We start from the raw sequence: 20959 nt of genomic DNA on the forward strand, positions 1-20959 counted from the left end.
CCATGACCCCTGCACACGTTCACAAGACACGGGCACGACGCGGGGTCTTGGCGGAGGAGGGGGAACATGAAACATCTGGGGACCGGAATCGGGTGGCGTCCGGAGATCGCGGACGCCGTGGAGAAGATGCCCGGCATCGACTGGGTCGAGGCCGTCGCGGAGAACCTGTGCCCGGGACACCTCCCCGACTCCCTCCTGCGGCTGCGCGAGCGCGGCGTCACGGTGGTGCCGCACGGCGTCTCGCTCGGTCTCGGCGGCGCCGACCGCCCCGACGAGACCCGCCTGGCGGCGCTCGCCGAGCGCGCTCAGGTCCTCGGCTCCCCGCTCGTCACGGAGCACATCGCGTTCGTACGCGCCGGGGGCACGCTGACCGCTTCGCAGCCGCTGGAGGCGGGCCACCTGCTCCCGGTGCCGCGCACCCGCGACGCCCTCGACGTGCTCTGCGAGAACGTACGCATCGCGCAGGACGCCCTGCCGGTGCCGCTCGCGGTGGAGAACATCGCGGCGCTGATCTCCTGGCCCGGCGAGGAGATGACGGAGGGGCAGTTCCTGTACGAGCTCGTCGAACGCACGGGCGTACGTCTCCTCATCGATGTCGCCAACCTCCACACGAACCACGTCAACCGCGGCGAGGACCCTGCCAAGGCCCTGGACGAGCTGCCCGTCGAGGCCATCGCGTACGTCCATGTCGCGGGCGGCTTCGAGCGGGACGGCGTCTGGCACGACAGCCACGCCCACCCGGTCCCCGAGCCGGTCCTCGCGATCCTGGCGGACCTGGCGTCACGGGTGACCCCGCCGGGCGTCCTCCTGGAGCGGGACGAGAACTTCCCCGCGCCGCAGGAGCTCGAACGGGAGCTGGACGCGATACGGGCGACCGTGCGGACCCGGGCACCGGCCTCAGGTGAGTGCGCGACCGGCACGGCACCGGCCGCGCGTCCCGCCGACGTCCCGGCCCCCACCCGCCAGCGTCTCGCCCTCGCCCAGACCGCGCTTCTCTCCGCGCTCGTCGCGGGGACGCCCGCGCCCGAAGGGTTCGACCGGGCCCGGCTTGCCGTGCAGAGCCGGGCGCTGACCGGCAAGCGGGCGGATGTCGTGGCGAAGGTGGCGCCCGAGCTGCCGGAGATTCTCGGCAAGGCCTATCGCGCCGAGTTCTCCGCCTACGCCCAGGCACGGCCGATGTCCGGCGGATACCGCCGTGACGCGCTGGACTTCGCCGAGCGGCTGCTGCTCGCCGGGCAGCCCGAGGACGCGAAGACGCGCGGCGAGCTGACCCAGTGGTGGCTGGAGCGGTCCGGGCCCGCGCCGCTGGACGCGCGGCCGGTCACGCGGTGGCTGCGGGCGGCGCGCTTCGCGCTGCGACGGGGATAGACAGCTGTATACGGGGGATAGGGAAATACCGTGGAAGTTCTGACGATCTGTTACTTCGTGCTGGTCATGGCCTCGTCGACGGTGCTCGCCGTCGGCCTGTCCACGGCGCTGCACGCCGATGTCCGGCAGCCCGATGCCCAGCACCAAGCCGTGTTCGACCCCCTGGAGGCCGCGTTCCTCGCGGGCGGGCCCGGCAGGGTCACCGATGCCGTGATCACGGCCATGCACGAGGACGGCCGACTGGCCGTCGCCGGACCCGGCATCGTCGGCATCCAGCGGTCCGAGGCCCGCAACCCGGTGGAGGGCGCCCTGCTCCAGGTGCACGCCGCCGCGCCGAGCGGCGCCCTGCACTGGCTGCGGATCGGCGTGATGCGCAGCCCCGCCGTGCAGGCACTGGGCGACGCGCTGGCCTGGCGCGGCCTGATGGTACGACCCGAGGCCCTGGCCCGCTGGCGGGTCAAGTCGAGGCTGCACAACGTCGTGACCTTCGCGGGGTTCTTCGTCGTCTGCGTCCTCGGCTTCGCGGGCGCCGGCGACGGGCCGTCGGGCGGCTCCGTGACCGGCCCGATGGTCCTGCTGTTCGTCGGGGTCTTCATCGGGGGCCTCACGGGCTCGCTCTGCGCCAAGTCCGCCGACAGCCGGGTCAGCACCGCGGGACGGACCGCGCTCGACCAGTACCGCGCCGCCAACGCCCATGCGTACGACGCGATGAACCGAGTGGCCATCGGCGGCCTGAACGGCGTGCTCGACCCCGAGCTGCGGGCACAGCTGACCGCCGCGTACGGGATCCGGCCCAGGCGTCCGGCGGCCCCCCATCTGCTGTCGCATTCGAGCGGCTCGGGGTACGTGTGCTCGTCGAGCAGCCCCTCGTGGTGCGGCGGGGGTGGCGGCTCGGCCTGCGGGGGCGGCGGCTGCGGAAATTCCGGCGGCGGAGGCGGGTCATCCTGCGGAAGTTCCGGCGGCGGAGGCGGGTCATCCTGCGGAAGTTCCAGCGGCGGAGGCGGGGGCGGCTGCGGGGGTGGCGGCGGAGGCGGAGGCGGCGGTTCCTGACCGCTCTGCCATGGGCACGGGCCCACCCGCACGCAATACCCCTCACCCGTACGGAAGTTGACGTACTCCGGGCGGTAATCCGCGAGCGCCTCCCCGCCGCGCACTAACGTGCGGCGGTGCAACAGGAGGCGTCATGCGATCCATCAACGGCACCGGCCTGATCGTCGCGGGGCTCGTCGCGACGCTGGCCGCGCTGCTCTTCCCGCTCTGGTCGTACGAGGACAGGTCGGGCACCGCCCTGGACAGACTCGACGCGGAGACCGTGTCGACGGAGTTCGGCCCGCTCTCCGCGCTCGACCGCGACTTCATCACCAAGGTGCGGCTCGCGGGCCTCTGGGAGCTCCCCGCCGGACAGCAGGCCGAGGTGCGCGGCACCACCAAGGCCGTCCAGACCGCGGGCGAGCATCTCGTCGAGGGCCATACGTTCCTGGACGCGCGGGTGCGCGAGGTGGCGACGCAGCTCAATCTTGAGCTGCCCAATCAGCCGACCTCGCAGCAGCGGGGCTGGCTCGACGAGATGAGCGACGCGCACGGCGACGCGTACGACGAGAAGTTCGCCAACATCCTGCGCGCCGCCCACGGCAAGGTCTTCTCGGTGGTCGCGGAGGTCCGCGCGACCACCCGCAACTCGCTGGTGCGCACGCTCGCCGACGACGCCAACACGACGGTCCTCGACCACATCACGGTCCTGGAGGGCACGGGCCTCGTCGACTTCGACGACCTGGCGCGCGACGCGGCGTCGGGGGCCCCCGCCCCGGTGACCCGCTCCCCCGCACCGCCGGGCCCGGCCGCGTCCCCGGATCCGGCGACCCCGGTCTCCCCCTCCCCCACGTTCCCGCTGCCCCCGCCTGCGTCCCGCCCCAAGCCCACGGAGTCGGCGGAGTCCGAGGCAGACAAGGAGGACAAGAGGAAGGAAAAGGAGAAGGACAAGGAGGAGGGCAAGGAGAAGGGCGAGCCCCGCAGCAAAGCGGAACGTTACGTACCCGCGATCCCCCGTCCGCATGCTGAATAACCCATGGCGCGGCCCCCGCCCCCTCGCATACAACACCGGCATGTTCTGGCTTCCGCTCCTTCTCGTGGCCTGGGTCGCGACGGGCCTTTCCTGCGCGCGGCTGTGCCTCACGGCGTACCGCACCGCCCCGCACGGCGCGGCCCCGGGGCACCGCCGTGAACTGACGCTCTACGAAGCCGCGTTCCTCTCCGGCGGCCCCGGGCGCGTCACCGACCTCACCCTGGTGTCGATGGCCCGCACCCGGCGGCTGCTGCTCGCGCACACCGGCTGGGCGACCGTCGTCGACCCGGTGGGCGGCGACGACATGGAGCGCTCCGTGCTCGGCGCGATAGGCCCTGCCGGACAGTCGCCGATAGCGCCGGTGCGCCGGGCCGCGGCGGGCACCGACGCGATGCGCGCCCTCGCGGACCGCCTGGTCGCCGCGGGCCTGGCCCAGCCGGACGGCGTCTGGTCGGGGGTCGCGGGAGCGGTCCGGCAGGTGCGGGCGGCCACCGTGGCGGTGGTCGCGCTGGGGGCCGTCGCCCTGCTGATGCCCGTCCAGGAGCCGCCGGGAGAGGTGCCCGTGGCGCTCTGGTTCGCACTGCCCCTGGTCCTGAACGCGAGCTGCCTCGCCGTCGCCCGCTTCGAGATCCACCCCTACCCCCGCTGGGCGTCGCCCGCGGGCCAGCTCCTCCTGAGCGCGCTCCCGGCGCGCGGCGGCTCCGACCTCACCGCCGTGGCCGTACGCGGCACGCGCGCGCTCGCCGACCCGGAGCTGCGTGCGGCGTTCGCACACCGGGACGCGGCGCATCGGGGTCATTGAGCCCGACACGCCCGACACCGGCAGGGCGGTGCTTTACTTCGCCATTTACCGAACGAATCATCCCTTTATTCGAGCAATGCACGGCCGAATGAAGGATGAACAGCGATGAGAGCAGCAGCCGCCCTCTACGGAACCGCCGGATCCCTGGTCCTGACCGCACTCGTCGCCGCCCCCACGGGAAGCGCGTCCGCGGCCGACACCTCCCCCTACCCGGAGGCGCACGGCACCCTCGTCGCCGCCCAGCGCGCCACGGCGGCCGGTGTCCGCTTCGGTGCCTGCCCCGCCGCGGAGAACCTTCCCCCCTCGATCAGGTGCGGCACCGTCACGGTGCCGCTCGACTACGCCCGCCCGGACGGCAAGCAGATCAAGCTGACCGTCAGCCGCACCAAGGCCACGAAGAGGGCCGAACCGCGGCGGGGCAAGGCCGTCAAGCGCCAAGGCGCCCTCGTGTTCAACCCGGGAGGTCCCGGCGGGTCCGGCATGTACTTCCCGATGGTCGGCATGCTCCCCGAGTGGAAGCGCATCGCGGCGGCGTACGACCTCGTGGGCTATGCCCCGCGCGGTGTCGGCCGCTCGGCCCCGATCTCCTGCCAGGACCCGAAGAAGTTCGCCAAGGCGCCCACGCAGTCGCCGACCCACCCCGACGCCGCGTACAAGCTGAAGCGCATCAAGCAGGCGAAGGCGTACGCGGAGGGCTGCGTCGAGCGCTCCGGGAAGGCCGTGCAGCACTACTCGACCTTGAACAACGCCCGTGACCTGGATGTGCTGCGGGCGGCGCTCGGCGAGAAGAAGCTGACCTTCATGGGCGCCTCGTACGGCACCTACTTCGGCGCCGTGTACGCCTCGCTCTTCCCCTCCCACGTGCGCCGCATGGTGTTCGACTCGGCGGTCAACCCCGACCCCGCGCAGATCTGGTACCGCAACAACCTCGACCAGTCCGCGGCCTTCGAGCACCGCTGGGGCGACTTCCGCACGTGGGTGGCCAAGCACGACAAGACGTACCGCCTGGGCAAGACGCCCGAAGCGGTCCTGCGCAGCTACGAGAAGGTGCGCGACAAGCTGGCGGCCAAGCCCGCGGGCGGCAAGGTCGGCCCCGGCCAGCTCCAGTCGGCGTACCTCCAGGCCGGGTACTACGACGACTACTGGCCGACGCGTGCCTCGGCGCTCTCGGCGTATCTGAAGGGCAACCCGAAGCCGCTCATCGAGCAGGCCGCGCCCGAGCCGAAGGCGGCCAAGGAGCAGGAGAACGGCAACGCGGTCTACACCGCGGTGGAGTGCAACGACGCGCCCTGGCCGACGGACTTCGCGACCTGGAACCGCGACAACTCGCGCCTGGCCCGCAGCGCTCCCTTCGAGACCTGGGACAACGCCTGGATGAACCTGCCGTGCGCCTACTGGCCCGCGCCCCGGCAGCGTCCCGTCGACGTCGGCACCGACAAGGGCGAGCTGCCCCCGACGCTGATCCTGGCCGCCGAGCGTGACGCGGCGACCCCGTACACGGGCGCCAAGGAGCTGCACCGGAGGCTGGGCGACTCGGTCCTGGTGACCGAGCGGGACGCGGGCACGCACGGCATCGGCGGCGGCCCCAACAAGTGCGTCAACGGCCACATGGAGGCGTACCTCCTGGAGGGCAGGCTCCCCGTGCGGCGCGCGGCGTGCGCACCGCACAAGGAGCCCGAGCCGCTGTCCGGCGAGCGGGCGGCGGCTCTGCCCAAGGAGCACTAGCCGTTACAGGGCGCTGAGCCGCTCCAGCGGGAACGGCGGCTGGGCCAGCGGTCGCACCGCGAGCCTGGTCAGCGGCAGGGCGTTGTCGTCGCCCGCCGTGCGGTTGGCGTGCAGGACGCCGCAGTGGGTGCAGCGGTGGACGAGGACCCACTCGCCGTCTCCTCGTACGGAGATGGCGAGGGGTTCCATCCTGGCGCCGCAGTCCGCGTCCCGGTCGCCCGGGGTGTCGTCGAGGTGACGGCTCCACAGGCAGTTGGGACAGTGATTGCGGTGGTCGGTGCCGGGGGCGGTCATCGAGACGTCGAGACCGCACTGGAGGCAGCGGAAGGACTGGGCGCGCGCTTCAGTGCGGGCCCGCCGAGAGGTGTTGCGGGACATGGTGAGGATGACTCCTGAGCGTTGCGGAAGGGGATGACTCCGAGCTGTTCCGCAGGGCCCTGGGCATACATTCACCGTCTCTCTGTCCTTGGCTTCGACCTCTCGATGAAACCCGCACCGGACGGACGCGGCAACCGAATTAACTAGGCGAGGCCCGCCACGAGGTCGGCCACCGACTTGCGGCGGCCGGTGTAGAACGGCACCTCTTCGCGGACGTGCATGCGGGCCTCGGAGGCGCGCAGGTGCCGCATGAGGTCGACGATGCGGTAGAGCTCGTCGGCCTCGAAGGCGAGCAGCCACTCGTAGTCGCCGAGCGAGAACGAGGCGACCGTGTTGGCGCGCACGTCGGGGTAGCCGCGGGCCATCATGCCGTGGTCCTTGAGCATGCGGCGACGGTCCTCGTCGGGCAGCAGGTACCAGTCGTAGGAGCGCACGAAGGGGTAGACGCTGATGTAGTTGCGCGGCGTCTCGTCGGCCAGGAAGGCCGGGATGTGCGACTTGTTGAACTCGGCGGGGCGGTGCAGCGCCATGTTCGACCAGACCGGCTCCAGGGCGCGGCCGAGCTTGGTGCGGCGGAAGAGGTTGTAGGCCTCCTGCAGCTCGTCGGAGGTCTCGGCGTGCCACCAGATCATGACGTCGGCGTCGGCGCGCAGGCCCGACACGTCGTACGTGCCGCGGACGGTGATGTCCTTGGCGGCGAGCTGGTCGAACAGCTCCTGGACCTCGTCGGCATAGCCGGCGCGGTCCTCAGGGAGCAGGTCCTTCAGCTTGAAGACGGACCACAGCGTGTAGCGGATGACCTCGTTGAGGTCCTTGGCCTTCTTGCCCGCGTTCGGGCTCTTGGCGGGGGCGTCGTCACTCATGGCCCTATTCTCCTCCGCCGCCGTGCAGGCTCTGCACCGGGTTGGCGGTGAGCTCCTGCACACTGGCCAGGTCGCCGCCCAGCTGGTCGACGGCGGCATAGGCGCTCGCGATGCACGCGGGGATGCCCACGCCGTCGTACGCGGCTCCGCACACGGCGAGGCCGGGCAGCTTGCTCACGTGCTCGCGGACGCGGGCCACGCGCGCGTAGTGGCCGACGGGGTACTGCGGCAGGCCGTCGTGCCAGCGGGTGACGCGGGTGGCGACGGGCTCGGCGTCGAGGCCGGTGGCCGCGCGCAGGTCGCGCCGGGAGAGGGCGACGAGGTCGGCGTCGTCGCGCTCCAGAATCGCTGTTTCGCCGTACCGCCCCACCGAAGTGCGCAGAACCAGCAGGTCAGGGTTCTCCTCGGCGATCCAGCCCCACTTGCGCGAGGCGAAGGTGGACGCCTTGATGGTGTGCCCGTCGATCGGCGGCACGAGAAAACCGCTGCCTTCGGGGAGGTCGATCTCGCTGCGGCGGTAGGCGAGGGTCATCAGGGCCATGGAGGCGTACTCCACGGTGGCGAGCTCGGCCGCGGCGGCGGGCGCCTCGACGCCGAGCAGCGCGGCAGCGGCGTACGCGGGCACGGCGACGACCACGGCATCGGCGTCGATGGTCTGCTCGGCGGTGCTCACCTGCCAGCCCTCCGGGGTGCGCCGCAGCTCGGTGACGGGCACCCCGGTGCGGATCTCACCGCCACGCGCGCGTACCGAATCGGCGACGGCGAGCGGCAGTTGGCCGACGCCGCCCTCGATGCCCATGAAGACGGGGCCGGTCTGCTGGTTCTGCGCGGCACGCGCCTGGATGTCACGCACGCCCTCCGTGAGCGAGGCGTGCGTACGGGCGGCCTCGAAGAGCTGCGGGACGGCCGAGCGCATGGAGATGCGGTAGGCGTCCCCCGCGTACACCCCGCCCAGCAGTGGCTCCACGAGCCGGTCGACGACCTCGCGGCCCAGGCGCGCGGCGACGTACTCACCGACCGCGACGTCGTCCCCGACCTTGGTGGGCGGCAGTTCACGGTCCTGCTCGATGCGGTGGAGCCCTTCGTCGGAGAGCACTCCGGAGAGGGCCGACGCGTCGCCGGGTACGCCCATGACGTGGCCCTTGGGCATCGGCCGCAGGGCCCCGCGGGTCCAGATCGCGGCGGTCGCGGTGGCGGGCGCCTGCATCCGGTCGGCGAGGCCCACCTCGCGGGCGAGGGCGACGGCCTCCGGGCGGCGGGCCAGCATCGACTCGGCGCCGAGGTCGACGCGGACGCCCTCGATCTCGCCGGGGAGCAGCTTGCCGCCGAGCCGGTCGGAGGCTTCCAGGACGGTCACGCGGGACCCGGTGTCGAGCAATCGGTGTGCGGCGGCCAGTCCGGCGATCCCGCCACCGATGACAACGACATGACCCGTACGTGTGTCCGTTTCGCGCATGCCTCCACTCTACGAGGCGGCTACTTCGAGCCGGGCGAGTCCCGACCGTGACCCCATCGGGACCGGTCGGCAACCACCGTTTCGCCTCTCCCCGGCGTCAAAGGAGCAGACAACGGAGCACCAGTCACCACGATCCTCGGGGGGTACGTCGAGATGCTCGCGTCCAGTACGTCAAGGCACCGCACCGTCCAGGCACTCTCGGCCGTCCTGCTCGCGGTCGCCCTCGCGCTCACCGGGTGCAGCGCGGGCGGCGACAGCGGCGGTGACAGCGACAAGGCCGCGGCCGGCAGCAAGGACGACAAGGGGATGGGCGGCGGCCGGGCGGATCAGTCCGGCGGCAAGAAGAAGCCACCCGAGCTCACCGGCACGCACATCATCCGCACCGCCACCCTGACTGTCCGCGTCAAGGACGTGCCGAAGGCCCTGGACGAGGCGCGCGCGGCGGCCACCGACGCGGGCGGCGTCGTCGGCGACGAGACCACGGACCGCGACGGACGGGGCCACGAGCGCTCCCGCATCGTGCTGCGCGTCCCGCAGGACCAGTACGACGAGGTCCTCACGTCCCTGGAGGGCACGGGCAAACTGATCGAGCGCAAGGCCAAGGCACAGGACGTCACCGACCAGGTCGTCGACGTCGAGAGCCGCGTCAAGTCGCAGCGGGCGAGCGTGGCGCGCGTGCGGGAGCTGATGGACAAGGCGACGAAACTGAGCGATGTCGTCACCCTGGAAGGGGAGTTGAGCAGCCGTCAGTCCGAACTGGAGGCGCTGCTCGCGCAGCAGTCCTCGCTCAAGGACCGTACGAGCATGTCGACGATCACGCTCTCGCTCAGCGAGACGGCCGTGAAGAAGGCGGCCGCGGACGACGACGACCCGACGTTCGTGGACGCTCTGTCCGGCGGCTGGAACGCCTTCGTGACGATGCTGCGGTGGCTTGCGGTCGCCCTCGGCGCGATCCTGCCGTTCGCGGCGGTGGCGGTGCTGCTGTTCCTGCTGTGGCGGCGTCTGGTGCGGACCCGGCTGCCGCGCAGGCCCTCGGTGGCGACGGCCCCCGCGGTGCCTGCGGCTCCGACGGTTCCGCAGGCACCGGCGGTTCCGCAGGCACCGGCGCGCGAGGGCGACGACGACTAGCGGCCCGTCAACTGCCGCCGAGTCGTAGCGTGTCCGTATGAGGAGCGCGAAAGAACGACTGGTGATCATCGGGGGCGACGCGGCGGGGATGTCCGCCGCGTCGCAGGCACGCAGGCTCAAGGGCCCCGACGAGCTGGAGATCGTCGCGTTCGAGCGCGGCCACTTCACCTCGTACTCGGCCTGCGGCATCCCCTACTGGGTCGGCGGCGACGTCCCTTCGCGGGACGAGCTGATCGCGCGTACGCCCGAGGAGCACCGGGAGCGCGACATCGACCTGCGGATGCGTACGGAGGTCGAGGAGATCGACGTCGAGGGCGGCCGGGTCCGCACCCGGGACCTGGAGTCGGGGTCCGAGGCCTGGACGTCGTACGACAAGCTCGTGATCGGTACGGGCGCCCGCCCCATCCGCCCCGCCCTGCCCGGCATCGACGCCCCCGGCGTGCACGGCGTACAGACCCTGGACGACGGCCAGGCGCTCCTGGACACGCTGGCCCGCACGCCGGGCCGCAGGGCGGTCGTCATCGGCGCGGGCTACATCGGCGTCGAGATGGCCGAGGCGCTGATCCAGCGCCGCTACGAGGTCACGGTGGTCAACCGCGGCACGGAGCCGATGTCGACGCTCGACCCGGACATGGGCCGCCTCGTCCATGACGCGATGTCCGGCATGGGCATCGAGATGGTCAACGGCGCGGAGGTCACCAAGATCCTCACCGGTGACGACGGCCGGGTCAGGGCAGTGGCCACCGAGGACGCGGAGTATCCGGCGGACGTGGTGGTGCTCGGCATCGGCGTGCGCCCCGAGACGGAGCTCGCCGGCGCGGCGGGGCTGCCGCTCGGCAAGCACGGCGGGCTGCTCACGGATCTCGCGATGCGGGTGCGCGGGCACGAGAACATCTGGGCGGGCGGTGACTGCGTCGAGGTCCTCGACCTGGTCTCGGGCCGCGAGCGCCACATCGCGCTCGGCACCCACGCCAACAAGCACGGCCAGGTCATCGGCTCGAACGTGGGCGGGAGTTACGCGACGTTTCCCGGTGTCGTCGGCACGGCCGTCAGCAAGGTCTGCGACCTGGAGATCGCCCGTACGGGCCTGCGCGAGAAGGAGGCACGGGCGGCGGGCCTTCAGTACGCGACGGTGACCATCGAGTCGACGAGCCGCGCCGGCTATTACCCCGGCGCGGCCGTGATGACCGTGAAGATGCTCGCCGAGCGCCTCACGGGGCGGCTGCTCGGCGTGCAGATCGTCGGCCGCGAGGGAGCGGCCAAGCGCGTCGACATCGCGGCCGTGGCCCTGACGGCCCGGATGACGGTGGACCAGATGACCGCGCTCGACCTCGGCTACGCACCGCCGTTCTCACCGGTGTGGGACCCGGTTCTGGTGGCGGCGCGCAAGGCGGTCGCGGCGGTGCGGAGCACTCGGTAGGCATCGCGGTGATGGATCTGCGGGCCGGTGGGGGCCGGTCGCGCAGCTCCCCGCGCCCCTTACGGGGCGGGACCCTCGCGAGACCGGCTCCTCTCCCCCGCCTCACCCGTCACATTCAGGCGAGATTTTCAGCCAACTACGAACCGGTTGCGAACCGGTTGCGAACCGCTTCCGTCAGCGCGCGGTCCGCGTGTGGACGTGCTCCACGAGACGCGTCAGCGCCTCGGGGTCCGTGGAGGGCAGGACACCGTGGCCGAGGTTGAAGATGTGCCCTTCGAGCCCGGCCGCGGCGTCCAGGACCTCGTCCGTCTTGGCCTCGATCGCCTCCCGCGTGGAGAAGAGGACCGCCGGGTCGAGATTGCCCTGGAGCGCCTTGCCGGGACCGACACGGCGGACTGCCTCGTCCATCGGGACGCGCCAGTCGACGCCCATCACGTCGGCGCCCGCCTCGCCCATCAGACCGAGCAGTTCGCCCGTGCCGACTCCGAAGTGGATGCGCGGCACGCCGTACGAGGCCACGGCGTCGAAGACCTTCTGCGACGCGGGCATCACGGAGCGCCGGTAGTCGGCGGGGGCCAGCGCGCCCACCCACGAGTCGAAGAGCTGCACGGCGCTTGCGCCCGCCTCGATCTGCACCTTCAGGAAGGCGCCGGTGATCTCCGCGAGCCGGTCGAGCAGATCCGCCCACAGCTGCGGGTCGCCGTACATGAGCGCCTTGGTGTGCTCGTGATTACGGCTCGGACCGCCCTCGACCAGGTAACTCGCGAGAGTGAAAGGCGCACCGGCGAATCCGATGAGCGGGGTCGACCCCAGCTCGGCCGTCAGCATGCCGATCGCCTGCGTCACGTAGCTCACGTCGTCCGGCGTCAGGTCCCGCAGCTGGGCGAGGTCGGCGCGCGAGCGGATGGGGTTGGCGACGACCGGGCCGATACCCGGCTTGATGTCGAGGTCGATGCCGATGGCCTTGAGGGGCACGACGATGTCGCTGAAGTAGATCGCGGCGTCGACCTTGTGGCGGCGCACGGGCTGCAGCGTGATCTCCGTGACCAGCTCAGGCATCATGCAGGACTCCAGCATGGCCGTGCCCTCGCGCACCTTGCGGTACTCGGGCAGTGAGCGCCCCGCCTGCCGCATGAACCAGACCGGCGTGTGCGGCACGGGCTCGCGCCTGCAGGCCTTCATGAAAGCGGAGTCGTACGTCGCTGGGTTCTGGCCCGCAGGGCTGTTGTTGGCACTCACGCGGAAAGTCTCGCACGGGCCGGTGCGCCCCCTGTCCTGAGGGACACCCTGCCTTGACCGGGGCCCCTCTCACGGGTGTCTCTCCCTGCGCGAAGCCGCCGTTCCCCTTAATCTTCCCCGCATGGCTGCGGCTCAAGGACAACGGTCGGACGGCGCTGGCGAGATGGAAAGTACGGAGGGGAAGGTGGCGGAATCGACTCCGTTGCCCTTTCGCGCGGCGGTCGACGCGCTGCGCGGGGCACGGCTTCGGCCCGAGATCGAGATCGACCCGACGCGGGCTCCGCAGCGTCTTGCCCCTTATGCGTACGCGCTGGAAGCGGCGGTGGTCGAGGGCGACGAGGACCTCGCGGACGGGCGCCTGGTCCTGCTGCACGATCCGGACGGGCACGACGCGTGGCAGGGCACCTTCCGCCTCGTCACGCTCGTCCGCGCGGAACTGGAGCCGGAGATGGCTGCGGACCCGCTGCTTCCGGAGGTCTGCTGGTCCTGGCTGACGGGCGCCCTTCAGGCGCGCGGCCTGGCCTGCGGGGAGCCGAGCGGCACCGTCACGCGCGCGGGTTCGCACTACTTCGGCGGGCTCTCCGAGCGGCCGCCCGCGTCGCAGATCGAGATCCGGGCGTCGTGGACGCCGCGCGAGGGGCGCGGCGGGGTGCCGGACACGGCGGCGCATCTCGCGGCGTGGTGCGATCTGCTCTGCCAGGTGGCGGGGTTGCCGCCGGTGAACCAGGGGCACGGCGACGGGCCAGGGGCCGGGTCCGGGTCCGGGTCCGTGGTGTCGCTGCCACAGCGACGGGGGCCGCAGACGCCGTGACCGACGGCGGGACCGGACGGGACCGGACGGGAGCGGATGGGACCGGACGAGACCGGACGGGGCGCTGACGGAGCGCTGACGGGACCGAACGGTCATGCGGATGAGCGATTCTGAACGACTCCGATTCGGGTCGATCTTCGGATGATCGATCACATGTCCGAATGGTCCGAATTGTTACTCACCAAATCGTGATCATTCTCTAAAGGCGGGCGGGTTTGGTGCCGAAGAGGTTGGTGACCTTGAAAGCACGGTTCGTCCCGGCTTCATCCCCGAGCCGGTTCAGTCCCGCACCCCAGGAGGCCTAGGTGTCCGTTCTCCTCGAGCAGCCCGCAAGCCTGGTCGCCTACCGCCCGAACAAGCCGACCGCCATGGTCGTCGTGGCCGACCCTCGCGTACGCTCCACCGTCACCCGCCACCTGTGGGCCCTCGGTGTACGCGACGTGATCGAGGCCTCGTCGATCGCGGAGGCTCGTCCCCGCATCGGCAACCCCCGTGACATCTGCGTCGCAGACGTCCACCTCCCCGACGGCTCCGGCCTGACGCTCCTCTCAGAAACCCGCGCGGCGGGCTGGCCGAACGGCCTCGCCCTCTCCGCCGCCGATGACATCGGTGCCGTACGCAACGCCCTCGCGGGCGGCGTCAAGGGCTACGTCGTCACCGGCACCCGCAACAATGTCGGTCTCCCCACCCGTCCCGGCGCCGCGCCCATCGGCTCGGCCGCCGCCCGAATGCACCGCCGCCCGCCCGGCGCCCCGAGCCACCCCGGTGGCTACCGCGAGCTGTCCGGCCGTGAGGTGGAGGTTCTCCGCCTGGTCGCGGAAGGCCAGTCGAACAAGGCCATCGGCGTCTCGATGGGGCTCTCGGCACTGACCGTGAAGAGCCACCTCGCCCGGATCGCACGCAAGCTCGGCACGGGTGACCGAGCCGGGATGGTAGCGGTGGCCCTGCGCACCGGAATCATCCACTGACTCATTTACACCCCTCGTGCGCCCGTCGACGGAACGTTCCGTCGACGGGCGCTGTGCATACACAGATACCCTTGACAGGTGACCGACGCCCAAGAGACCGCAGCAGACAGCTCACTGCGAACCACCGGAGGCGGCCCTCCGGACGACGTCGAAACGGCGCCGATCCCTTTGGACGAGCCGCGTGATGGCATTCCTCCGGTGGTCGCCGACGAGACCGCCCTCGCAGAGGTGATCGCCGCTTTCGCGGCTGGCAGTGGCCCCGTGGCCGTGGACGCCGAACGTGCGTCCGGCTATCGGTACGGCCAGCGTGCCTATCTCGTGCAGTTGCGCCGTGAAGGCGCGGGCAGCACCTTGATCGACCCCGTGGCCTGCCCCGACCTGTCGGGGCTCGGCGAGGCGATCGCCGGTGCGGAGTGGGTGCTGCACGCCGCCACGCAGGACCTGCCCTGCCTCCGCGAAATAGGCATGATCCCCACCAGCATCTTCGACACCGAACTCGCCGGGCGCCTCGCCGGTTTCCCCCGGGTCGGCCTCGGCGCGATGGTCGAGGGCGTGCTCGGCTTCGTCCTGGAGAAGGGCCACTCGGCGGTCGACTGGTCGACGCGCCCACTGCCCGACCCCTGGCTTCGCTACGCGGCGCTCGACGTCGAGCTGCTCGTGGACCTGCGGGACGCCCTGGAGAAGGAGCTCGACCGGCAGGGCAAGCTGGAGTGGGCCCGCGAGGAGTTCGACGCGATCTCCTCCGCTCCGCCGCCTCCGCCTCGCGTGGACCCCTGGCGGCGTACGTCCGGCATGCACAAGGTGCGGCGCCGTCGTCAGATGGCGGTCGTACGTGAGCTGTGGACCGCCCGCGACAAGGTGGCCCAGCGGCGTGACGTGTCGCCGGGCAAGGTCCTCAGTGACGGCGCGATCGTGGAGGCGGCGCTGGGGCTGCCCCCCAACGTGCACGCGCTCGCCGGGCTCACCGGCTTCGGGCATCGCATGGGCCGCCGTCAGCTGGAGCAGTGGCAGGCCGCGGTGGACCGGGCCAAGGCCCTGCCCGACTCCGAGCTTCCGCAGCCGGGGGCGGCCGTGTCGGGGCCCCCGCCGCCCCGCTCCTGGGCGGACCGCGACCCGGCCGCCGCGGCGCGCCTCTCCGCGGCGCGGGCGGCTGTCTCGGCGCTGGCCGAGGAACTGAACATGCCTCAGGAGAACCTGATCACTCCGGACACGGTACGAAGGGTGTGCTGGGAGCCGCCGACGGAGGTTTCCGCCGAGTCCGTCTCCACCGCGCTGGCCGCTCACGGTGCGCGCCGCTGGCAGATCACCCAGGTCACCCCGGCCTTGGTGACCGCGCTGAGCCGCCCGGCGCCGTAGGGGCGGGGGGCATTGCTGGGCCGGTGGCTTTGACTTGTTGCCGGGGCCGCCCGGTTGTCCCGAGGTTGGCGGTTCCGGGCCGGGTGTAAAGGGCGCTCCTGCGTCGCGTCGGCTGCGCCGATTCCGCTGCGCTCCACCCTTGACACCCGTCCCTCCACCGCGCGAAGCGATATGACCGGGCGGCCACGGGGTGGGACTCTCGACCACTCCCGTCAAATCAGGGGGTCTCGCTGCCGGGTGCGGCCCGACTCATTGCGGGTGGCCCCTAGGGGGAGAAGGGCGGGCGCCCGGTCCGCCGTCGCTTCAGGGAAGGGTGCCGGTCTCGTCAAGCGGCTGCCGACCGGATCTTCCGGCGTGACCGTCACGGGGAGAAAGGGGCGGGCGCCTGGTCCGCGTCCGCTTCGGGGAGGGGCCCGGTCTCGTCAAGCGGCTGCGGCCTGGTTCTTCCGGCGTGGCCGCCAGGGGGACGGGCGGGCGCCTGGTCCGTAGCCGCTCCGGGGGTGGGTGCCGGTCTCGTCAAGCGACTGCCGACCGGATCTTCCGGAGTGGCCGTCAGGGGGCGGGGCGGGCGAGGGCCTGCTGGTGGGTGCGGGTTTCGTCGCGCGCGTGCCGACCGGTGGCGGTGGGGGTGTGCAGGTCGCGGCTGACGTGGGTCGGTCGGCTCCGAGGGGGTGGGGGTCCGGCACCTAATTTCGAGAAGGCGCGTTACGCAACGCGCGCGCCCCCCTTCTGCCAGAACACAACTTTGCGAAAGTAGGTGCGCCACACCATCCGGATCGCCTTGATGAACCTCTGCACCGAGGTATCGGTGGCGAGCGGTGAGGGCATCACGCATGGTTTCGCGGGGAGCCGACCCCGAAGGGGGGCAGGGCACGCCCCGAGCGAGCGGATTGCAGAAAATTCCCACCCATGTGCCTCCAACACACGGGCTGGCGTGGCACTTTCCTGCAATCGGCTCTGCGCCCCGCCTATGCAACCCCCTCGCAGTGCCCGGCAGCCCGCTCGGCAAGAACGGCCCCACCCCCCGACCGCCCGCGCGCCTCACCCCGTGACGGCCACGGGCGGAAGACCCGGTCGGCTGTCGCCTGACGAGACCGGCCCCCCTCCCCGGAAGCGGCTGCGGCCCAGGCACCCACCCGTACCGCTGACGGCCGCCCCAGGAGATCCGACCGATGGCCGCCTGACGAGACCGGCACCCCTCCCTGGAGCGATCGCCGACCGGGGGCCCGCCCCTTCTCCGCGTGACGGTCACGCCGGAAGAACCAGGCCGCAGTCGCTTGACGAGACAGCAACTCTCCCCGGAGCGGCTGCGGACCGGGCGCCCGCCGATTCTCCGCGTGACGGTCACGCCGGAAGATCCGGCCGACGGCCGCTTGACCAAACCGGCACCCCGCCCCGGAGCGGCTGCGGACCGGGCGTCCGCCCCTTCTCCGCGTGACGGTCACGCCGGAAGATCCGGTCGGCAGCCGCTTGACGAGATCGGCACCCCCCACCGGAGCGATCGCGGACCGGGCGCCCGCCCTTCTTCCCGTGGGGGTCACCCGCAATGGGCCGGGCCGCACCCGGCAGCGAAAGGGTGATGGCCCGGCGGGAGTGGTCGAGAGTCCTCCCCCGTGGCCGCCCGGTCATATCGCTTCGCGCGGTGGAGGGACGGGTGTCAAGGGTGGAGCGCAGCGGAATCGGCGCAGCCGACGCGACGCAGGAGCGCCCTTTACACCCGGCCCGGAACCGCCAACCTCAGGACAACCGGGCGGCCCCGGCAACAAGTCAAAGCCACCGGCCCAGCAACGCCCCCGCCCCAGCCGCCCCCGCCCCCACCCGCAAGTGTGACCTTCGCCTCCCCGAGCCGGGGCTGGGCAGCCCTTGGCCGCATAGTTACCGGCAAGTAGCATGGAACCCGGAAGCGCGCCGGCAGGCGCACCCGCACCCTGGAGGAGAGCCATCGTGCCTCGTACCGTCAGGGACGTCGTCTTCGTTGATGGCGTCCGCACCCCGTTCGGCAAGGCGGGCCCGAAGGGCATCTACCACGAGACCCGTGCGGATGACCTCATCGTGAAGGCCATCCGGGAGCTGCTCCGCCGCAACCCGGCCCTCGACCCCGCCAAGATCGACGAGGTCGCCATCGCCGCGACCACGCAGATCGGCGACCAGGGTCTGACGCTGGGCCGCACCGCCGGCATCCTGGCGGGCCTGCCCCAGTCCGTGCCCGGGTACTCCATCGACCGCATGTGTGCGGGCGCCCTGACCGCCGTGACGGCGACCGCGGGCTCCATCGCGTTCGGCGCGTACGACGCCGTCATCGCCGGTGGCGTCGAGCACATGGGCCGCCACCCCATGGGCGAGGGCGTCGACCCGAACCCGCGGTTCGTGAGCGAGAAGCTCGTCGACGAGTCCGCCCTCTTCATGGGCATGACCGCCGAGAACCTGCACGACCGGTATCCCACGATCACCAAGCAGCGTGCCGACGCGTACGCCGTGCGCTCGCAGGAGAAGGCCGCCAAGGCCTACGCCAACGGCAAGATCCAGCAGGACCTCGTGCCCGTCTCCGTACGACGGACGAACGAGGAGGCCGGTGAGACCGGCTGGGGCCTCGCCACCGCCGACGAGCCGATGCGTCCGGGGACCACCCTGGAGAGCCTCGCCGGGCTGAAGACGCCGTTCCGTACGCACGGCCGCGTCACCGCGGGCAACGCCGCGGGTCTCAACGACGGCGCCACGGCGTCGATCATCGCCTCCGAGGACTTCGCCCGCGAGCACAACCTGCCGGTCAAGATGCGGCTCGTCTCGTACTCGTTCGCTGGTGTCGAGCCCGAGGTCATGGGCTACGGCCCGATCCCGGCCACCGAGAAGGCGCTCGCCCAGGCGGGGCTCTCCATCTCCGACATCGGTCTCTTCGAGATCAATGAGGCCTTCGCCGTGCAGGTGCTCGCCTTCCTGGAGCACTACGGCATCGCGGACGACGACACCCGCGTGAACCAGTACGGCGGCGCCATCGCCTACGGCCACCCCCTCGCCTCCTCCGGCGTGCGTCTGATGACGCAGCTGGCGCGGCAGTTCGAGGAGCAGCCGGACGTCCGCTACGGCCTGACGACGATGTGCGTCGGCTTCGGCATGGGCGCCACCGTCATCTGGGAGAACCCGAACCACAAGGACGCCGGAGGCGACAAGTGAGCAGCTCCACCAGCTCCACCACCGAGCTTCTGAAGGGTGCAGCCGAGCTGTTTCCCGACGAGGTCGTCACGCAGGCGCACGTACGCCACCTCGACCTGCCCGCGGGCGCCGGGCGCTTCGCGCTCATCACGCTCGACAACGGCTTCGACCACACCAAGCCGACCACCTTCGGCCCTGGTTCGCTCGCGAACCTGAACGCCGCGATCGACCAGGTCGAGAAGGAGGCGGCCGAGGGCACGATCGTCGGTGTCGGTGTCACCGGCAAGCCGTTCATCTTCGCCGTCGGCGCCGACCTCAAGGGCGTCGAGATCCTGAAGCGCCACGAGGATGCCCTCGCCATCGGCAAGGGCGGGCACGAGGTCTTCAAGCGGCTCTCCACCCTCGCCGTTCCCTCCTTCGCGTACTACAACGGTGCCGCGATGGGTGGCGGTGTCGAGGTCGGTCTGCACTGCTCGTACCGCACCGTCTCCAAGGCGCTCCCGGCCTTCTCGCTGCCCGAGGTCTTCCTCGGTCTCGTACCGGGCTGGGGCGGCTGCGCGCTGCTTCCGAACCTGATCGGCGCCGACAAGGCCGTCTCGGTCATCATCGAGAACTCGCTCAACCAGAACCGCCAGCTCAAGGGCAAGCAGGTCTTCGAGCTCGGCATCGCCGACGCGCTCTTCGAAGGTGCCGACTTCCTGGAGCAGTCGCTGATCTGGACGGCCTCCGTCCTGAACGGCTCGCTCACGGTGGAGCGCCCCGAGATCGACCGCGGCGAGGCCTGGGACGCCGCTGTGGCGCGTGGCCGCGGCATCGCGGACTCCAAGGTGCACGGCGCCGCCCCGGCCGCCTACCGCGCCCTGGAGATCATCGAGGCCGCCAAGGACGGCGACCTGCAGAAGGGCTTCGACGCCGAGGACACGGCGCTCGCCGACCTCATCATGGGCGGCGAACTGCGCAGCGGCATCTACGCGTTCAACCTCGTCCAGAAGCGCGCCAAGCGCCCGGCGGGTGCCCCGGACAAGAACCTGGCGCGCCCGGTCACCAAGGTCGGCGTCGTCGGCGCCGGTCTGATGGCCTCGCAGCTCGCGCTCCTGTTCCTGCGCCGCCTTGAGGTGCCGGTCGTGCTGACCGACATCGACCAGGCTCGTGTCGACAAGGGCGTCGGTTACGTCCACGAGGAGATCGACAAGCTCCTCCTCAAGGGCCGCGTCAACCAGGACAAGGCGAACCGTCTGAAGGGGCTCGTCTCCGGCGTGCTCGACAAGGCCGAGGGCTTCTCCGACGCCGACTTCGTCATCGAGGCCGTCTTCGAGGAGATCGGCGTCAAGCAGCAGGTGTTCGCCGAGGTGGAGGCCGTCGCTCCGGCGCACGCGATCTTCGCCACCAACACCTCCTCGCTCTCGGTCTCCGAGATGGCGTCGAAGCTGAAGCACCCCGAGCGGGTCGTCGGCTTCCACTTCTTCAACCCCGTCGCGATCCTGCCGCTCCTTGAGATCGTGCGCGGCGAGCAGACGGACGACGCCTCGCTGGCCACGGCCTTCGGTGTCGCCAAGAAGCTGAAGAAGACCGCGGTTCTGGTGAAGGACGCCCCGGCGTTCGTCGTGAACCGCATCCTCACCCGCTTCATGGGCGAGATCCAGAACGTCATCGACGAGGGCACCCCGGTCGCCGTCGCCGAGAAGGCCGTCGAGCCGCTCGGTCTGCCGATGTCGCCGCTGGTCCTCCTTGAGCTGGTCGGTCCGGCCATCGGTCTGCACGTCTCGGAGACCCTGAACCGCGCCTTCCCGGAGCGCTTCACGGTGTCGCCGAACCTCGCCGCCGTCGTCAAGGCCGGCAAGCGCGGCTTCTACGTCTACGACTCCGGCAAGCCGGAGCTGGACCCCGAGGTCGCCGCTCTCCTCAAGCAGGGCGACGTCGTCCTGACCGAGGAGCAGACCCGCGACCGCGTCCTGGACGCGGTGGCGCAGGAGATCGGCCTGATGCTCGACGAGGGCGTCGTCGCCGAGGCGCAGGACATCGACCTGTGCCTGATCACGGGCGCCGGCTGGCCCTTCCACCTGGGCGGCGTCACGCCGTACCTGGACCGTGCCGGTGTCAGCGAGCGCGTCAACGGCAAGCGGTTCCTGGCGCCGGGCGTGGCCAGCGTTCCCGCGTAGCACCTCCGCGTACGGGCGATGCCCGGCCGGCCTCAGGGCCTGCCGGGCATCGCCCGTTTCGCACGCTTGCCGTC

Annotated in this window: 15 protein-coding genes and 1 pseudogene; 12 read left to right on the forward strand and 4 right to left on the reverse strand. The window is 71.4% G+C overall.

Annotated elements, in window-relative coordinates:
- The first annotated feature begins 66 nt into the window (after window positions 1-66).
- The 5 genes and pseudogenes from M4V62_RS11340 to M4V62_RS11360 all read left to right on the forward strand — a co-directional run bounded on the left by M4V62_RS11340 (window position 67) and on the right by M4V62_RS11360 (window position 5957).
- The gene (locus M4V62_RS11340) at window positions 67-1368 is read left to right on the forward strand and encodes an MbnB/TglH/ChrH family RiPP precursor modification enzyme (protein WP_249587129.1); all 1302 of its coding nucleotides are present in this window, start codon (window positions 67-69) and stop codon (window positions 1366-1368) included.
- 30 nt (window positions 1369-1398) lie between these two features.
- Entirely contained in the window at window positions 1399-2418 is a 1020-nt protein-coding gene (locus M4V62_RS11345) for a TIGR04222 domain-containing membrane protein (protein WP_249587130.1), read from the forward strand.
- A 133-nt stretch (window positions 2419-2551) separates the two neighbouring features.
- Window positions 2552-3286: pseudogene (locus tag M4V62_RS11350) on the forward strand (DUF4142 domain-containing protein); the annotation flags it as partial.
- A 184-nt stretch (window positions 3287-3470) separates the two neighbouring features.
- Complete coding sequence (locus M4V62_RS11355; protein WP_249587131.1) at window positions 3471-4232, forward strand: TIGR04222 domain-containing membrane protein; 762 nt, start codon at window positions 3471-3473, stop codon at window positions 4230-4232.
- Window positions 4233-4337: 105 nt separating this feature from the next.
- A complete protein-coding gene (locus tag M4V62_RS11360) occupies window positions 4338-5957 on the forward strand; it encodes an alpha/beta hydrolase (protein ID WP_249587132.1) in 1620 nt (539 codons plus the stop codon).
- 3 nt (window positions 5958-5960) lie between these two features.
- On the opposite strand, the gene M4V62_RS11365 is transcribed toward M4V62_RS11360, so the two are convergent.
- The 3 genes from M4V62_RS11365 to hemG form a co-directional block, all read right to left on the reverse strand.
- Window positions 5961-6335: an RNHCP domain-containing protein gene (locus tag M4V62_RS11365; RefSeq protein WP_249587133.1), complete on the reverse strand. Its 375-nt coding sequence runs from the start codon at window positions 6333-6335 to the stop codon at window positions 5961-5963.
- Between the two features lie 143 nt (window positions 6336-6478).
- Window positions 6479-7198, reverse strand: coding sequence for a hydrogen peroxide-dependent heme synthase (gene hemQ, locus M4V62_RS11370; RefSeq protein WP_249587134.1), 720 nt, complete (start codon window positions 7196-7198; stop codon window positions 6479-6481).
- Window positions 7199-7202: 4 nt separating this feature from the next.
- Window positions 7203-8654 carry a protoporphyrinogen oxidase gene (gene hemG, locus M4V62_RS11375; protein WP_249587135.1) on the reverse strand — a complete coding sequence of 484 codons (1452 nt, stop codon included), beginning with the start codon at window positions 8652-8654 and terminating at the stop codon, window positions 7203-7205.
- Between the two features lie 153 nt (window positions 8655-8807).
- Here hemG and M4V62_RS11380 point away from each other — a divergent pair, with 153 nt between their 5' ends.
- Together M4V62_RS11380 and M4V62_RS11385 are read left to right on the forward strand one after the other, a co-directional pair.
- Complete coding sequence (locus M4V62_RS11380) at window positions 8808-9782, forward strand: DUF4349 domain-containing protein (protein ID WP_249587136.1); 975 nt, start codon at window positions 8808-8810, stop codon at window positions 9780-9782.
- Window positions 9783-9819: 37 nt separating this feature from the next.
- Window positions 9820-11202 (forward strand): FAD-dependent oxidoreductase, encoded by a 1383-nt coding sequence (locus tag M4V62_RS11385; protein ID WP_249587137.1) that lies wholly within the window; start codon window positions 9820-9822, stop codon window positions 11200-11202.
- Between the two features lie 174 nt (window positions 11203-11376).
- Here M4V62_RS11385 and hemE read toward each other — a convergent pair whose 3' ends face one another.
- Window positions 11377-12441, reverse strand: coding sequence for a uroporphyrinogen decarboxylase (gene hemE / locus M4V62_RS11390; protein WP_249587138.1), 1065 nt, complete (start codon window positions 12439-12441; stop codon window positions 11377-11379).
- 121 nt (window positions 12442-12562) lie between these two features.
- On the opposite strand from hemE, the gene M4V62_RS11395 reads away from it, so the two are divergent.
- The 5 genes from M4V62_RS11395 to M4V62_RS11415 all read left to right on the forward strand — a co-directional run bounded on the left by M4V62_RS11395 (window position 12563) and on the right by M4V62_RS11415 (window position 20885).
- Window positions 12563-13252, forward strand: coding sequence for a DUF3000 domain-containing protein (locus tag M4V62_RS11395; protein WP_249587139.1), 690 nt, complete (start codon window positions 12563-12565; stop codon window positions 13250-13252).
- A gap of 305 nt (window positions 13253-13557) precedes the next feature.
- The gene (locus M4V62_RS11400) at window positions 13558-14220 is read left to right on the forward strand and encodes a response regulator transcription factor (protein ID WP_160507754.1); all 663 of its coding nucleotides are present in this window, start codon (window positions 13558-13560) and stop codon (window positions 14218-14220) included.
- 78 nt (window positions 14221-14298) lie between these two features.
- A complete protein-coding gene (locus M4V62_RS11405; RefSeq protein WP_249587140.1) occupies window positions 14299-15576 on the forward strand; it encodes a ribonuclease D in 1278 nt (425 codons plus the stop codon).
- A 1944-nt stretch (window positions 15577-17520) separates the two neighbouring features.
- Window positions 17521-18747 (forward strand): thiolase family protein, encoded by a 1227-nt coding sequence (locus tag M4V62_RS11410; protein ID WP_249587141.1) that lies wholly within the window; start codon window positions 17521-17523, stop codon window positions 18745-18747.
- Entirely contained in the window at window positions 18744-20885 is a 2142-nt protein-coding gene (locus tag M4V62_RS11415; RefSeq protein ID WP_249587142.1) for a 3-hydroxyacyl-CoA dehydrogenase NAD-binding domain-containing protein, read from the forward strand. Before M4V62_RS11410 ends, M4V62_RS11415 begins: the two co-directional genes overlap by 4 nt.
- Window positions 20886-20959: the final 74 nt, after the last annotated feature.

Source organism: Streptomyces durmitorensis (genome assembly GCF_023498005.1).
Taxonomy (GTDB): Bacteria; Actinomycetota; Actinomycetes; order Streptomycetales; family Streptomycetaceae; genus Streptomyces; species Streptomyces durmitorensis.

What these genes read in the sequence shown, in the direction of transcription:
- M4V62_RS11340 (WP_249587129.1), top strand. Translation starts at nt 67, where the DNA reads ATGAAACATCTGGGGACCGGAATCGGGTGGCGTCCGGAGATCGCGGAC.
- M4V62_RS11385 (WP_249587137.1), top strand. Translation starts at nt 9,820, where the DNA reads ATGAGGAGCGCGAAAGAACGACTGGTGATCATCGGGGGCGACGCGGCG.
- M4V62_RS11380 (WP_249587136.1), top strand. Translation starts at nt 8,808, where the DNA reads ATGCTCGCGTCCAGTACGTCAAGGCACCGCACCGTCCAGGCACTCTCG.
- M4V62_RS11395 (WP_249587139.1), top strand. Translation starts at nt 12,563, where the DNA reads ATGGCTGCGGCTCAAGGACAACGGTCGGACGGCGCTGGCGAGATGGAA.
- M4V62_RS11360 (WP_249587132.1), top strand. Translation starts at nt 4,338, where the DNA reads ATGAGAGCAGCAGCCGCCCTCTACGGAACCGCCGGATCCCTGGTCCTG.
- hemG (WP_249587135.1), bottom strand. Translation starts at nt 8,654, where the DNA reads ATGCGCGAAACGGACACACGTACGGGTCATGTCGTTGTCATCGGTGGC.
- M4V62_RS11365 (WP_249587133.1), bottom strand. Translation starts at nt 6,335, where the DNA reads ATGTCCCGCAACACCTCTCGGCGGGCCCGCACTGAAGCGCGCGCCCAG.
- hemQ (WP_249587134.1), bottom strand. Translation starts at nt 7,198, where the DNA reads ATGAGTGACGACGCCCCCGCCAAGAGCCCGAACGCGGGCAAGAAGGCC.
- M4V62_RS11355 (WP_249587131.1), top strand. Translation starts at nt 3,471, where the DNA reads ATGTTCTGGCTTCCGCTCCTTCTCGTGGCCTGGGTCGCGACGGGCCTT.